Source organism: Pseudomonas syringae (genome assembly GCF_023278085.1).
GTDB lineage: Bacteria > Pseudomonadota > Gammaproteobacteria > Pseudomonadales > Pseudomonadaceae > Aquipseudomonas > Aquipseudomonas syringae_Q.
In genome coordinates, this window is the sequence record NZ_CP066265.1 from 4,570,648 (window position 1) to 4,585,319 (window position 14,672).

Sequence of the window (14,672 nt, forward strand, 5' to 3'; positions counted from 1 at the left end):
AGCACAACCCCGCCGCTGAACGAATCAGTTCGATTCGTTCAGCGATCTTCTGTATCGAACGGGTCGCTTACAGAACGTCGAGCAGTTCTACATCAAACACCAGCACGCTGTGCGGTGCGATGCTGCCAACGCCCTGAGCGCCGTAAGCCAGTTCGCTCGGCACGTGCAGACGCCATTTGCTGCCAGCGTTCATCAATTGCAGTGCTTCGGTCCAGCCAGCGATCACGCCGCTGACCGGGAATTCGGCAGGCTCGCCACGATCGTAGGAGCTGTCGAACACATTGCCGTCGATCAGCGTGCCATGGTAGTGAACGCGCACCTGGTCTTCACGGGTTGGCTTGGCACCTTCGCCAGCGGTCAGCACTTCGAACTGAAGACCCGACGCCAGAGTGGTCACGCCTTCGCGCTTGGCATTTTCAGCCAGATAAGCCTTGCCAGCACCAGCAGCCTGCTCAGCCTTGGCAGCCGCTTCGGCCTGCATGATTTCACGGATGACCTTGAAGCTGGCGGACATTTCTTCCTGACCGACACGGCTTGGCTGACCGCCAAAGGCATCGCGCAGACCTGCCACGATAGCTTCCAGATCAACGCCCGGTGGCGGGTTATCGCGCAACTGGTCGCCCAATTGACGGCCAATGCCGTAGCTGACGCGGGTTTCGTCGGTGGACAGATTGACTTCGGACATGACACTGCTCCGCAAAGGGGCACGCAGTCGGCAATCGCGTAAAACCTGAACGGTCATCACGATGCACCCTGATGCGCCCCGAACCAAAAGGCCGAGCAGCCTAGCACAGTTGGCAGGACGAGCCCTATCGCAGCATTGATCGAACGCTGACCGTCAGGACCACGAGGAATGAAAGGAGATCGGCATGCGCATCTCCGAACGGTCGTTGACCGGCATACCGCACAGCTCGTCATGCACGACGCAGTGCACCAGATAAAACGGCACTACCGGAAAATCCTTCAGCATATCCCTCGCGTGCTCCACCGAACGCAGGTGCAGGGGCTTGCCCGCCGGGTCCTTGAGCATCACCGAGGTGCCATTCATGCGCACATCCAGCAGATAAATGCCGCCTTCAAGGGAAATCAGGTTCAACTCCTCGACCCGCCCGGCCTGAGCGTGGCTGGCCAATTCCTGATAATTCATGATCGAACCTCCTGCGCTGCATGTTAAGCATCGGAATGGACTTTTTACCGCATCGCCGGACAACATGCCAGAAACCGGGCCGCCTGCCCCTTGAGACCTGACTGGCCATTGAACAGCGGGCGGCCGGATCAGGCCTCAATGCTCGTGCTTGGTCAGTTTGTCCAGATAGCCCATCGCAAATGCCGATATCACGAAGGTCATGTGGATGATCACGTACCACATCAGGTATTCCGGCTTGATATTGGTGGCATCCATGAACACCCGCAGCAAGTGAATCGAGGAAATTGCCACGATGGAGGCCGCGACTTTCATCTTCAGCGAAGACGAATCCATGGTCCCCAGCCAGTTGAGCTTTTCCTTGTCTTCATCGATGTCCAGTTGCGAGACGAAGTTCTCATAGCCGGAAATCATCACCATCACCAGCAGGCCACCGACCAGCGCCATGTCGATCAACGACAGCAGCACCAGAATCAGATCGGCTTCGGCAAGCGAAAAAATGTTGGGAATGACGTGAAAGACTTCCTGGAAGAATTTCAGACACAACGCCAGCAGGCCAAGGGAAAGACCGAAATAGATCGGCGCCAGCAGCCAGCGCGATGCGTACATGGCATTTTCAAAAAAACGTTCCATTGAAACTCGCAAGGTGTTTTGAAAGGACGGACGAGTATATCAGCGGGGACGCGCGGCTCTGACTGTGCGACAAAATATCGCAGGCAATGCATCAAGGCGCTTTCAGGAATCAGACCGGCGAATGATCAGAACAGCGATGATCGCTGACAAGGCGACCTGTCGCTGTTGATGCGCCGCAGTTCGGCCTGCATGTGCAGGGACCAGATCGAAATGTCGTCTGTGCATCGATAGCCGTGCAGCGACAGGCTCTCGGTAATGGAGGTCAGCACTGACTGCGCAGAAGGCTGCCCATTGAACGGCCCTTGGGACTTGATGGCAGACGGCTGCTCATCAGCCATGCCAGCGGCAAACAGCAGCATCCACTGGCTGCCGTCACAAGGAAGCGGCCGAATGACACATTCGATACGGGTCATCAGCCCCAGACATTCTCGGGTAAGGCAAAGGCTACGCTGCATAATGCGCTCCTGATCAGTACCGATATCCAGCTTCTCTCGAAGCAGGATATGCACCAGTCCTCAAGGCCACGGCGGTCACAGCCAAGACTAGAGGAAAACTGCACTATGCGAAACATCGCTGATGAACGGGGCCTGGCGACCTGCTTGCCACCCGACCCGATTCACACAGCTATCAGAGCTTGAGTTCCGGCTGCAACTGCGCGGGCTCTTTTTCCAGTTCTTCCTTGAGGTCTTCGTCGCTGAGCATTTCCGCAATGTCCCGCAGACGCTCTACCACCCGAGCGTTGACGCTGCCCTCAGGGAATTCGCCGTTCTCGTCCGGCGCACCCGCAGGCTCGCCGACCAGCAGGCTCAAGGCTTCATCGGCCTGGCGAACTGCATAGATATGGAACTGCCCGTCGCGCACCGCCTGCACCACACGCTCATCGAGCATCAGCGTGGTGACGTTGGCGTGGGGGATGATTGCGCCCTGCTCGCCCGTCAGCCCGCGTGCCTCACAAAGCCGGAAGAAGCCTTCGATCTTCTCGTTGACCCCGCCCACCGCCTGCACTTCACCAAACTGGTTGATGGAGCCGGTGATCGCAAAACACTGCTTGAGCGGCGTGCGTGACAACGCGGAGATCAGCGTGCAGGCCTCGCCCAGCGACGCACTGTCGCCGTCCACGTAACCGTAGGATTGCTCAAGCGCAATGCTCGCGGAAATCGCCAGCGGGAATTCCTGAGCGTAGCGGCTGCCCAGATAACCGGTCAGGATCATTACGCCCTTGGAGTGGATCGGCTGCCCGAGGTTGACCTCGCGCTCGATGTCGACAATCCCGCTGCCACCGGGATAGACGGTCGCCGAAATACGTGCCGGAACGCCGAAGGCCGAATCACCGACCTCCAGCACCGTCAGACCGTTGCACTTGCCGACCGCCGCGCCATCGGTGTCGATCAGGATCACGCCGGCCATCATGTCATCGAGAATCCGCGCCGAGACTCGCCCGGTACGCGTGGCCTTGGCTTTCAGAGCGCGTTCGATATGCCCGGCGTCAGTCTGATGGTCATTGGCCAGTTGCCGGATGAAGTCCGCTTCGCTGACCAACTGGAAGAGGTCACCGATGCGCGCCGACAACCGCCCCTGATGCTCGGCCAGACGCGCGCTGTAGGTCGCCAGCCGCGCCACGGCGTCGGCCGTCAGCGGCGCCATGCCCTCTTCGGACGTGCGGGTTTTCAGTAACTGGGCGAACTGCTCCAGGGTTTCGTCGACCATCGGGATTTCTTCGTCGAAATCGACCAGCACCCGAAACATCTCCTGGAAGTCAGGATCGAGGTCTTGCAGCGTGTAATACAGCGAGCGCGAACCAATGATGACGATCTTGACGCTCCACGGAATGACCTGCGGCGTCAGCGAGACGGTCGCCACACGGCCCAGCTCGCCCAAGGGCGACTCCATCTTCAGCTTGCGCGATTGCAGCGTGCGCTTGAGCGCATCCCACACGAAGGGCTCGCTGAGCATCTTCTCCGCTTCCAGAATCAGGAAGCCGCCATTGGCACGGTGCAAGGCACCGGGCCGCAACTGGCGATAGGTGGTGTAGAGCGCCCCCTGATCGGTGCTGTATTCAATACGTCCGAACAGATTGTCGTACGTGGGGTGCTGCTCGAAAACCACCGGTGCGCCGCCGTCGTGGGTATGCCCGACGACCAGACTCGGGCTGTACTGTTCCTCCAGCAACTTGCGCGCCTGGGCGTCAGTCTTGGCGTCATCGACCAGTTGCTCGACCACGGTCTTGAGCAGATACACCTGCATGGCTTGCAGATACGCGCAGACAGCCGCGTTTTCAGCGTACTTTTCCGACAGCGGCGCCAACAAAGGCTGCAAGGTCAGGATGATGGTTTCTTCGTTCAACTGCCGCAGCTGATTGCTCGACTCGCGCTTCCACTGCGGCAGGCTGGCCAGCTCTTCGTTGAGGCGTTCTTCAAGGGCGGAAATGTCATCATGAAAACGCTCGCGATCCGCCTCCGGCAGTTGCGAAAACTCGGCCTCGTCCAGCGCCTTGCCATCAGCCATCGGCGTGAAGGCGATGTTGGAACTGTCGCGATACAGCGCAATGTCCTTCTCCAGCGACAGGCGCTCGATGACATCCAGCGCACGGTCGTAACGCTGATTGAAAGCCCGGTCGATCGAGCTTTTCTTCTGCTGGTAGGACGGGTGCTCGAACACCGCCGGAAACGTCACCAGCAGGTTGTCGATCAGGCCATTGATATCGGCCATGAAGGCATGCGCGCTGCCCGGCGGCAATTCCAGCGCCTTGGGTTCGCGCGGCTCATCGAAATTATTGACATAGACCCAGTCGGAGGGCGTCTGCATCCGCTTGGCTTCGGCCTTGAGGTAACGTTTGACGAACGAGAAACGGCCAGTGCCGGGCTCGCCCATGACGAACACGTTGTAACCGGGACGCGGCATGGCCACGCCGAACTGCAAGGCCTCGACGGCACGCTCCTGGCCAAGTACTCCGCGAAAGGGTTCAAGATCATTGGTGGTCGAAAAGCTGAACTGTTCAGCGGAAAACGGACGGGTCAGCGCATGTGGCGCCAGGCGTAGGTTGGCTGCGACAGAATCGGGCATCAGTAATCCTTACATCAGGCGGGGCAGATGTCGGCATTCTGGCGCTCGCCGCACACGACTTGCAAGGCAGGAAAAGCCGGAATGTTTTTTAACGTCTTGGACGCTGCTGACAACACCTGCTAAAAAGTAATGGCGGGTAATAATCTGCGACAAATGACGGAACCCTTGGAACCCGCCCAGGCTCCAAATGGCACAGGTGGTTATGAGATGACCAGCTGTCTTGATGTAGATACTCAAGAAACTCGACCCTTGGCTGAACTAAAAAGAGAAAAAGCTATGAAACGGATTCTTCTTGGTACGCTCTTCGCCGCTGTATCCATCAACGCTATGGCTCAAGCGCCAGGTGGTCCTGACTGCGGTTGGGGCAACATGCTGTTTGAAGGCCAGCGCGGTACACCCGCTCACTTCCTGGCTTCGACCACCAACGGCACTTCGGGCAACGCTACCTTCGGCATGACCTCCGGCACCAATGGTTGCTCGACCAACGGCGCACTGACCTATGGCGGTAAATCCTGGCTTGCCATGAACGGCATGATGGATGAACTCTCCAAAGACATGGCAATGGGTCAGGGCGAAGCACTGACGACCTACGCTGTGGTACTGGGCGTCGCTCCAGAAGATCGCGAACACTTCGCGGCCGTCACTCACGAACACTTCTCGCAGATTTTCAGCAAGGCCGACGCCACGGCTGAAGACGTTCACACTAACACCGTCAACGTTCTGAAAAACGACCCGACTCTGGCCAAGTACGCTACCCAGGCTTAAAGTCGTTCGCCCGCCCTTTCATTGCAAAGGGCGGGATCTCTTTTTTGAATCCCCCTGACTAGTTGCTCTCTATGCTCAAACGTCTTGTATCGCTGGCGCTGTTTGTCTGTGCCCCCTTGTCTGCGGCTCCTCATCCGAGCGCTGACCGTTTGCAGCAATTGGCCAACGAGCCGTTCTGGATTTCCCTGGGCCACTACGAGGCTGGCAAGCTCGGCGGCTGGCGCAGCTACGTGACAGACCCCAAATTCTTTCTCGCTGCCGACGGTGCCCACGACCCGAAGGCGGAACTGAGCGCAACACTGACGGCCATCTACGCACCGGTCAGCAACGAACAGACCCATGCACAGTGCGTGTACCCGGCGCGCACCCGCTGGCTGCGCGATCAGTTGCACCTGACTGACCTGCCGACGCCGGACTGCAAGGAATTCAAGGCCTGGTACAAGGACGTGGCCCCGGACAGCACCGTGCTGATCTTTCCGGCGGCCTACCTCAACAGCCCGTCTTCGATGTTCGGTCATACGCTGCTACGCATTGACCCGGCCAGTGCAAAAACCAACAACACGACCCTGCTGAGTTATGCCATCAACTTCGGTGCCTACATCGAAGGCATGGACAACAGCATTCTGTACGCCTGGAAAGGCCTGGCGGGCGGCTATCCGGGGCTGTTCGCACTGGTGCCCTATCAGGAAAAACTGTCGGAATACCGCAGTCTGGAAAACCGCGACCTGTGGGAGTACCGACTGAACCTGACACCGGAAGAAACCGGACGTATGGTCGAGCACGTGTGGGAACTGAAGCAGATCCGTTTCAGCTACTTCTTCTTCGATGAAAACTGCTCTTACCGCTTGCTGGAATTGCTGCAAGTCGCCCGGCCGGGGCTGCGCCTCACCGAACAGTTCGGGCTGACCGCAATCCCGACCGACACCGTTAAAGCCATCAAGGCTGCCGGGCTGGTGGAGAAGATCGACTATCGCCCGTCACGTGAGCGCGAGTTGCTGAGCCGTGCTGCGCCCCTCGATGCCGACGAGCAGCAGTGGGTATTGAAGGTGAGCGCCGATCAGAAGCAGTTGCAGGACCGCCAGTACCTCGCACTGCCGAAAGAACGCCGGGCACTGATTCAGGACGCGGCCTATCGTCTGGAGCGTTATCGCGCCAACGGGCTTGAGCGCGATGCCCAGCGATCGCAGCGCAGCTTTGAACTGCTGCAGGCCATCAACCAGAATCCACCGCCACAACTCGACATCCCGCGCCCCGGCCTGCCGGAAGAAGGCCACGAATCGCGCACCTGGCAACTGGGTGCAGGTACACGAGGCGACAAGGCCTTTGCCGAGTATGGCCTGCGCATGGCTTATCACGATCTGAACGACAACGCCTACGGCTTCCCGCTGGGCGCGCAGATCGAGATTCTTCAGCTGAAGGTGCGTCAATACGAAGGCAACGAATGGCAGGTGCAGCAGCTGGATCTGGCTACCATCCGCTCGCTGACGCCGCGTACCGAACTGCTGAAACCCTGGTCATGGCAGGTCACCGGCGGACTCGAACGCGTACTCGGCAAGCATGGCGACGAAAACCTCGTCAGCCATGTGAATGGCGGCGGCGGCGGAACCTGGCAACTGGGTGACGAAGTGCTGGGCTTTGCACTGGGTACGGTGCGTATCGAGCACAACAACGATTTTGCCGAATTCGTCTCCCCTGCCGCCGGTTTCAATACCGGCGTGCTCTGGCGTAACCCGCTGGGTAACCTGAGCCTGGAAGCCAAGGGTGACTATTTCACCAACGGCGAAGTGCGCCGCAGCGTCAGCCTCAATCAACAGTGGGAGCTGTCCCGCAACCTCGGCCTGCGCCTGAGTGCCCAGCGCGAATTCAGCCAGATGAGCTCGCCGCAGAACGAAGTGATGCTTGAAGTGAAGTGGTATCACTATTGATCGGACGTCAAAAAACGCTTTCATCGGCCGCACCCGATGAAAGCACGATGACATCACACATTCCCTACGTCGCTTTTACAAATAACTGACATATTTGCTTCTAGACTCCTCCAATAAGAAGAGGAAACCATCATGAAGCGGTATTGGCTGTTGTTGTCGCTGGCCATCGTGCTGGCGGGTTGTCAGTCCACCCGTGACCAGATGCTGGCCGAGGGATACCCACCCGGCTTTGCTGACGGTTATCAGGATGGCTGTGGCAGCGGTCGGGAAGCCGCGGGCGCCAGCACCGGGCTTTTCAAGAAGAACGTGCCCCGCTACCTCAAGGAAAAGCTTTACGCCGAAGGCTGGACCGATGGCTTTCGCCAGTGTCAGGCCGCCCAGAACAATCGTGATCGCTTCGACCCCGGGCAGATTTTCAATGACCGTGATCGCGACTGGGAACGGGAAAAGACTCGTAGCGCCGCGAAGGCCTATCGCCCGAACTGACGCGCAGGGACCTCCAGGCACACCGCAAATTCGACGAAACCAATGATGTCCTTTCGTGGCCCAACGCCTATTAGGGAGGACACTTCATGAGTCGCGCATTCGTAAACGAAGACAACGCTGCTGCCGACGCCGAGCAGCCGATAGAACGCCTGGTCAGCGAACAGACCAATTACGTGACAGCCCGCGGCCTGGAGCTGTTGCAAGAACAGGTGCGTAATCTGCAAGCCCAGCACAGCGCGCAAAGCGCTCTGGGTGATGACGCCGACAAACAGCGCCTGGCTGACCTTGAACGCGATTTACGCTATTTCAACCAGCGCCTGCAAAGTGCTCAGGTCGTTGCTGCAGCGGTGTCGACCGAGAAAGTGCAGATTGGCAGTCGGGTCACGTTTGCCGATGAAGACGACAACCAGCAGCGGGTGCATCTGGTCGGCGAGGATCAGGCCGATGCAGCCAAGGGGCTCATCAATTGGGGATCGCCACTGGGCCGCGCACTGATCGGTGCCCGAAAAGGCGACGAGGTGGTGTGGCAACGTCCGGCGGGGGATTTGTCGATTGAAGTGTTGCTGATCGAAACCGACGAGTGATGTGTAGGCGACAGCGCCGCTCCCGGTCAGGAACGGCGCATGCCTGAAAGCTGATCAGGCCAGCTTTTTGTGACGGACGCGGTGCGGTTGGGCAGCCGCTTCGCCCAGACGTTTTTTACGGTCGGCTTCGTATTCGGTGTAGTTGCCTTCGAAGAAGATCGCTTGCGAGTCATCTTCGTACGCCAGGATGTGCGTAGCCACACGGTCAAGGAACCACCGATCGTGAGAGATCACAATGGCAGCGCCAGGGAAGTCCAGCAGCGCTTCCTCCAGCGAACGCAGGGTTTCAACGTCGAGGTCGTTGGACGGTTCGTCGAGTAGCAAGACGTTGCCGCCCTCTTTCAACGTCAACGCCAGGTGCAGACGACCGCGCTCACCACCGGACAGGTCCTTGACGAATTTCTGCTGATCGCCGCCCTTGAAGTTGAAACGGCCGACGTAGGTACGCGACGGGATTTCATAGTTGCCGATACGGATCACGTCGGAACCGTCGGAAACGGCCTGGAACACCGACTTGCTGCCATCTAGGTCATCACGGCTCTGGTCCACACAGGCCAGCTGCACGGTTTCGCCGACTTCGATGCTGCCGGAGTCTGGCTGTTCCTTGCCCATCAGCATGCGGAACAGGGTCGATTTACCGGCACCGTTACCGCCGATTACGCCCACGATGGCGCCTTTGGGCATGGAGAACGACAGGTTGTCGATCAGCACACGGTCGCCGTAACCCTTGGTGACGTTCTTGAACTCGATAACCTTGTCACCCAGGCGCGGACCGGCCGGGATGTAGATCTCGTTGGTCTCGCTGCGCTTCTGGAATTCCTGCGATTGCATTTCTTCGAAGCGTTGCAGACGCGCCTTGGATTTGGACTGACGCGCCTTGGCGCCCTTGCGGACCCACTCCAGCTCGTCTTTCATGGCCTTTTCATGGGCCGTCTGCTGCTTGGATTCCTGGGCCAGACGATCCGACTTGGCTTCAAGCCAGCCCGAATAGTTGCCCTCGTAAGGAATGCCCGCGCCGCGGTCGAGTTCCAGAATCCAGCCCGCCACGTTATCCAGGAAGTAACGGTCGTGCGTAATCGCGACCACAGTGCCCGGGAAGTCGTGCAGGAAGTGCTCCAGCCAGGCGACGGAATCGGCGTCCAGGTGGTTGGTCGGTTCGTCGAGAAGCAGCATGTCCGGTGCGGAGAGCAGCAGGCGGCACAGCGCGACACGGCGCTTCTCACCACCGGAAAGGACCGAAACCTTCGCATCCCAGGCCGGCAGGCGCAGTGCATCGGCCGCCACTTCCAGTTGACGCTCCAGATTGTGACCGTCGCTGGCTTGCAGGATCGACTCGAGCTTGGCCTGTTCGGCGGCCAGCTTGTCGAAATCGGCATCCGGTTCGGCGTATTCGGCGTATACCTGATCAAGACGGGCCTGAGCGTCCTTGATGACGCTGACCGCTTCTTCAACCACTTCGCGAACCGTCTTGTTCGGATCAAGTTGCGGCTCTTGCGGCAGATAACCCACATTGAGTTCCGGCATCGGACGCGCTTCGCCGTCAAACTCGGTATCGACACCTGCCATGATCTTCAGCAGCGTGGATTTGCCCGAACCGTTGAGGCCCAGCACGCCGATCTTGGCGCCCGGGAAGAAGGACAGGGAGATATTTTTCAGAATTTCCCGCTTCGGCGGCACAACTTTGCTCAGCCGATGCATGGTGTAGACGTATTGAGCCATGGAATGAAAACCTAGCGTCTGTGATGAGGACCGATCTGGAACGCGAGCTTAAAGCTCCGGCCGAAAAAAAGCTTTTATTTGTCCCTGAGACTTGCCGCAGGACCGTTCCGCGCCTTGAATAAAACCAGGCATAAACAGGTTGGGGCAGTGCAGACGAATATAAAGCCGGGTCATTAGTGCAAAAAGTGGAGTCACTCATGCTGGAGTCGGTGGAAACCACGCGTTGCGCAAAGCTACCCGAATGCAGCCCACAGGGCAAACGATACGGCCCCGCAGGGCTGGCACTCTGCCACAACTAAAGGCATGCTAGCCGCCCTCCGGGGGACCGGCTATGTTGCTTAAAGCATTACTGCTCCAGTTCAGCATTCAGGAACAACGATTTGCCCACTTCAACGCATTTGCCGTCATCGAGTATCGCTGCGAACAGTACGGGCAGGCATCTGAGTGGGTCAGTGAAAGGTGCGCTGGCGGGGCTGGTATTGCTGATGCTTGCCTTGCTCCTGTGGCAACTGATCGAGCAGTTCCGCCAGACCCAGGAGCGTCAGCGTCAGCGCAGCATCGAGTACAGTGTTCAGCTCTCTGACCGGATGAACCTGAACATGGCGCTCAAGGCGCAGATCGCCATGAACCTGCTGGACGAAGCCCAGTCGTCCGGAGAGCAACTGCAGCAGCCCCATACCCTCGCGAACTTGCGCACTGCATTACCCGCATTGCGTAGCGCCGCCCGGCTTAACCCGGCGGGCAATATTGTCAGCGACAGCGCGGAAGCCTCCCGCGACGGGGAGTTTCTGCAACGCACCATGAAACAGGCACTGGGCCGCCCCTATTTCTACATCAGCACCGATGACGGCGCTCAGGTCTATCTGCTGGTTCGCCTGGGCACAGGCAGCAGCGGTGATTACTGGGCGTTGCGCATGTCTCCGGACGCACTCAAGGACCTGTTCAGCCAGCCCGCCCAGGATATTCAACACCTGTGGCGTCTGGAGCAGCGCAAAACCCAACGGGTGATCGTGCGTGAAGTCCTGCCTGCCAACGACTCCGACAGCGGCCTGGCGGACACCATTCTGCTGCAGCCGCTGGCCAACAGTGACTGGCAACTGCGCGGGATGTTCGATGCCTACAAAACCCGCAGGGCGCTATTAGGGCCGTTGGTTGGCAAGTGCCTGATCGGCCTGTTGCTGTCGATTCTGCCGTTGATCGCGCTGGTCAGCCTGCGCACCCGGCAACGGCAGATGCAGCAAAGCCGCCGCCGCTATCGGGATATTTTCGAAGGTGCGGGCGTTGCGATCTGTGTCATGGACATGTCCGGCCTGCCGGAGCAACTGGAAGTCCTGCAGATCAAGTCCGCTGAGGACCTCGATCGCATAGTCCGGAATCAACCGACAGCGCTGAAGAGACTGTTGCAGCAATTGCGGATCACCGAAGTCAACGAGGTGGCGCTGAGCCTGCTGAATATCGAATGCGCCGAGCGGGCGTGGCAGAAGCTGATCGAGGGCGAGTCGCGCATACGCCCCGGCATCGGCATTCAACTGATTCAGGCAGTGCTCGACAAACAGCCACGGCTGGAGCTGGAAATCTGCCTCACCCAGGCAGGCGATCAGGATCAGCACTTGTGGCTGGTGATGCGCCTGCCAGAGGAGCACCGCGACTCCGACGCGGTGATCCTCAGCATCGGCGACATCACCAGCCGCAAACAGATCGAACTGTCGCTGCAGGACCGTGAAAGCTTCTGGTCCGATGTCGTGCGCACGGTGCCGGATCACCTGTACGTTCAGGATGTGCTGAGCCAGCGCATGATCTACAGCAACCACCATTTCGGGCACACACTGGGCTACAGCAAGTCCGAACTACAGGCCATGGGCGAGTTCTTCTGGGAAGTCCTGCTGCACCCGGAAGACGCCAAGAGCTACCAGGACATGCGCCTGCGTCAGCGCCATTACGGCCACAACGAGTTGCTGCAAAACGTGTTGCGCTTTCGTGATCGCGAAAACCACTGGCGCAGCTTCGACGTTCGCGAGCAGGCCCTGGCCTGGGACGCTGAAAACCGGGTCACCCGAATCATCGGCATTGCCAAGGACATCACCGATCAGGTTGCGTCCAGCCAGTCACTGCGTGACAGCGAGCAACGCTATCGCATGCTGGCCGAGAGCATCAGCGATGTGATTTTTACCACCGACAATCAACTGCGTTCCAACTATGTCAGCCCTTCGGTGGAGAGCATTCTGGGCTACAGCCCCGACTGGATCCTTGAACACGGCTGGACCGGTGCCGTGGCGACTCAACAGCAACTGAGCGGTTTCTACGCGCTCATGAGCCGCATCCGCAAGGTACTGAAAAAACCTCTGGAACTGGCCAGCCTGCGCAGCGAAGTCACGACCCGGCTGTTTCTGTTCGACTGCCTGCGCGCCGACGGGCGCAAGATTCCGGTCGAGCTGCGGGTGGTACTGGTCTGGGATGAGCACGACAATTTCGAGGGCATCCTCGGCGTCGGCCGGGACGTCAGTCAGCAGCGACGGGCGGAAAAAGACCTGCGCATGGCCGCCACGGTCTTCGAGCATTCGACCTCGGCGATCCTGATTACCGACCCGGCGGGCTATATCGTGCAGGCCAACGAGGCCTTTACCCGGGTCAGCGGCTATGAAGTGGCTCAGGTGGTCGACCAGTTGCCGAGCATGCTCACGGTGGAAGCCGAACAGGAAGCGCACCTGCGTTACATCATCAGGCAACTGAGCGGACGCGGCACCTGGGAGGGCGAAGTCCGCCTCAAACGACGCAATGGCGAGCATTACCCGGCATGGGTCGGCATTACGGCGGTGGTCGATGACGAAGGTGATCTGGCGAGTTACGTGTGCTTTTTCAGCGATATCAGTGAGCGCAAGGCCAGCGAGGATCGCATTCATCGCCTCGCCTACTACGACGCATTGACGCACCTGCCCAATCGCACCCTGTTTCAGGACCGTCTGTACTCGGCGCTGCAACAGGCCGAGCGCCAGCAAGCCTGGGTGGGGCTGATGTTTCTGGATCTGGACCGGTTCAAGCCGATCAATGATTCGCTGGGACATGCCGCGGGCGACCGCATGCTTCAGGAGATGGCCACGCGCCTGCTCGCCTGTGTCGATGCCGATGACACGGTGGCGCGCATGGGCGGTGATGAATTCACCCTGCTGCTGCAACAGGGCGGCACCCGTGAAGAGGCGATGAATCGTGCGATTCAGGTTGCCGAGCGGATTCTGACCAGCCTGGTGACACCGTTCGTGCTCGAAGGCCGCGAGTTTTTCGTCACGGCCAGTATCGGCATCGCCCTCAGCCCGCAGGATGGCAAAGAGCTGAGCCAGTTGATGAAAAACGCTGATACGGCGATGTATCACGCCAAGGAATGCGGCAAGAACAACTTCCAGTTCTATCAGGCGAACATGAATGCCACTGCGCTGGAGCGTCTGGAGCTGGAAAGCGACCTGCGTCACGCCCTTGAGCAGCAGGAGTTCACCCTCTATTACCAACCGCAGTTCAGTGGTGACGGCAAGCGTCTGACCGGTGCCGAGGCCTTGCTGCGCTGGCGTCATCCACGGCGCGGGCTGGTCCCGCCCAATGAGTTCATCCCGGTACTGGAAGAACTCGGGCTGGTGGTGGAAGTCGGTGACTGGGTGCTGACCGAAGCCTGTCGTCAGCTAAAACACTGGCATCAGGCCAGGGTGCGAGTGCCTAAGGTGTCGGTCAATATCTCCGCCAGGCAGTTCTCGGACGGCCAGCTCGGCAAGCGTATTGCCACGATTCTGGAGCAGACCGGCCTGTCGCCCGCCTGTCTTGAGCTGGAACTGACTGAAAGCATCCTGATGCGTGAGGTCAACGAAGCCATGCAGATCCTCGACGGCCTGAAAAATCTCGGCTTGAGCATTGCAGTGGATGACTTCGGCACGGGTTACTCGTCGCTGAACTACCTCAAACAATTCCCGATCGATGTGCTGAAGATCGACCGTACGTTCGTCGACGGCCTGCCATCCGGCGAGCAGGACGCCCAGATCGCTCGCGCCATCATTGCCATGGCGCACAGCCTGAACCTGTCGGTCATCGCCGAGGGCGTGGAAACCCACGAGCAACTGGAATTTCTCCGCGAACACGGCTGCGACGAGGTCCAGGGCTACCTCTTCGGCCGCCCGATGCCACCCAGACAATTCGAAGCGCAATTCAGCAACGATGCGTTGTTCATGTTGGATTAGGGGCAGCTTCAAGCCTCAAGCTGCAAGCTGCAAGAAAAGCAAAAGGCTCCACGCTCGTAGCTCGTAGCTTGAAGCTGAAGCAACTGACAATTCAAGATGACTCCCTTTCATATGCCAGATAAAACTCGATGGGGTA

11 protein-coding genes are annotated in these 14,672 nt (G+C 59.1%); 5 read left to right on the top strand and 6 right to left on the bottom strand.

Annotated features, from left to right (window positions below; translation table 11 throughout):
• Window positions 1-67 precede the first annotated feature (67 nt).
• From I9H07_RS20390 to I9H07_RS20410, 5 genes are all read right to left on the bottom strand, one after another.
• A complete protein-coding gene (locus I9H07_RS20390; protein ID WP_024674868.1) occupies window positions 68-685 on the bottom strand; it encodes an FKBP-type peptidyl-prolyl cis-trans isomerase in 618 nt (205 codons plus the stop codon).
• Window positions 686-838: 153 nt separating this feature from the next.
• A complete protein-coding gene (locus I9H07_RS20395) occupies window positions 839-1,147 on the bottom strand; it encodes a DUF6482 family protein (protein ID WP_024674869.1) in 309 nt (102 codons plus the stop codon).
• Window positions 1,148-1,282: 135 nt separating this feature from the next.
• Complete coding sequence (locus tag I9H07_RS20400) at window positions 1,283-1,777, bottom strand: TIGR00645 family protein (RefSeq protein WP_024647412.1); 495 nt, start codon at window positions 1,775-1,777, stop codon at window positions 1,283-1,285.
• Between the two features lie 125 nt (window positions 1,778-1,902).
• Entirely contained in the window at window positions 1,903-2,232 is a 330-nt protein-coding gene (locus I9H07_RS20405) for a hypothetical protein (RefSeq protein ID WP_236424131.1), read from the bottom strand.
• Between the two features lie 172 nt (window positions 2,233-2,404).
• Window positions 2,405-4,840: a Lon protease family protein gene (locus I9H07_RS20410; protein ID WP_024674871.1), complete on the bottom strand. Its 2,436-nt coding sequence runs from the start codon at window positions 4,838-4,840 to the stop codon at window positions 2,405-2,407.
• 276 nt (window positions 4,841-5,116) lie between these two features.
• Here I9H07_RS20410 and I9H07_RS20415 point away from each other — a divergent pair, with 276 nt between their 5' ends.
• The 4 genes from I9H07_RS20415 (at window position 5,117) to I9H07_RS20430 (ending at window position 8,600) form a co-directional block, all read left to right on the top strand.
• On the top strand, window positions 5,117-5,605 hold the full coding sequence (locus I9H07_RS20415) for a DUF3015 domain-containing protein (RefSeq protein WP_002555221.1): 489 nt from the start codon (window positions 5,117-5,119) through the stop codon (window positions 5,603-5,605).
• 71 nt (window positions 5,606-5,676) lie between these two features.
• On the top strand, window positions 5,677-7,530 hold the full coding sequence (locus I9H07_RS20420; RefSeq protein ID WP_058392858.1) for an Lnb N-terminal periplasmic domain-containing protein: 1,854 nt from the start codon (window positions 5,677-5,679) through the stop codon (window positions 7,528-7,530).
• A 132-nt stretch (window positions 7,531-7,662) separates the two neighbouring features.
• Entirely contained in the window at window positions 7,663-8,016 is a 354-nt protein-coding gene (locus I9H07_RS20425; RefSeq protein ID WP_024647408.1) for a lipoprotein, read from the top strand.
• 86 nt (window positions 8,017-8,102) lie between these two features.
• On the top strand, window positions 8,103-8,600 hold the full coding sequence (locus I9H07_RS20430; protein WP_024674873.1) for a GreA/GreB family elongation factor: 498 nt from the start codon (window positions 8,103-8,105) through the stop codon (window positions 8,598-8,600).
• 54 nt (window positions 8,601-8,654) lie between these two features.
• On the opposite strand, the gene ettA is transcribed toward I9H07_RS20430, so the two are convergent.
• Window positions 8,655-10,319, bottom strand: coding sequence for an energy-dependent translational throttle protein EttA (gene ettA / locus I9H07_RS20435; protein ID WP_003399986.1), 1,665 nt, complete (start codon window positions 10,317-10,319; stop codon window positions 8,655-8,657).
• Window positions 10,320-10,699: 380 nt separating this feature from the next.
• Between ettA and I9H07_RS20440 the strand changes: the two genes are divergently transcribed.
• Window positions 10,700-14,536 (top strand): bifunctional diguanylate cyclase/phosphodiesterase, encoded by a 3,837-nt coding sequence (locus I9H07_RS20440; protein WP_236424132.1) that lies wholly within the window; start codon window positions 10,700-10,702, stop codon window positions 14,534-14,536.
• The last annotated feature ends 136 nt before the right edge of the window (window positions 14,537-14,672 follow it).

Coding starts and splice junctions, on each gene's coding strand:
- I9H07_RS20400 (WP_024647412.1), bottom strand. CDS start 1,777: ATGGAACGTTTTTTTGAAAATGCCATGTACGCATCGCGCTGGCTGCTG.
- ettA (WP_003399986.1), bottom strand. CDS start 10,319: ATGGCTCAATACGTCTACACCATGCATCGGCTGAGCAAAGTTGTGCCG.
- I9H07_RS20425 (WP_024647408.1), top strand. CDS start 7,663: ATGAAGCGGTATTGGCTGTTGTTGTCGCTGGCCATCGTGCTGGCGGGT.
- I9H07_RS20430 (WP_024674873.1), top strand. CDS start 8,103: ATGAGTCGCGCATTCGTAAACGAAGACAACGCTGCTGCCGACGCCGAG.
- I9H07_RS20395 (WP_024674869.1), bottom strand. CDS start 1,147: ATGAATTATCAGGAATTGGCCAGCCACGCTCAGGCCGGGCGGGTCGAG.
- I9H07_RS20415 (WP_002555221.1), top strand. CDS start 5,117: ATGAAACGGATTCTTCTTGGTACGCTCTTCGCCGCTGTATCCATCAAC.
- I9H07_RS20405 (WP_236424131.1), bottom strand. CDS start 2,232: ATGCAGCGTAGCCTTTGCCTTACCCGAGAATGTCTGGGGCTGATGACC.
- I9H07_RS20420 (WP_058392858.1), top strand. CDS start 5,677: ATGCTCAAACGTCTTGTATCGCTGGCGCTGTTTGTCTGTGCCCCCTTG.
- I9H07_RS20410 (WP_024674871.1), bottom strand. CDS start 4,840: ATGCCCGATTCTGTCGCAGCCAACCTACGCCTGGCGCCACATGCGCTG.
- I9H07_RS20390 (WP_024674868.1), bottom strand. CDS start 685: ATGTCCGAAGTCAATCTGTCCACCGACGAAACCCGCGTCAGCTACGGC.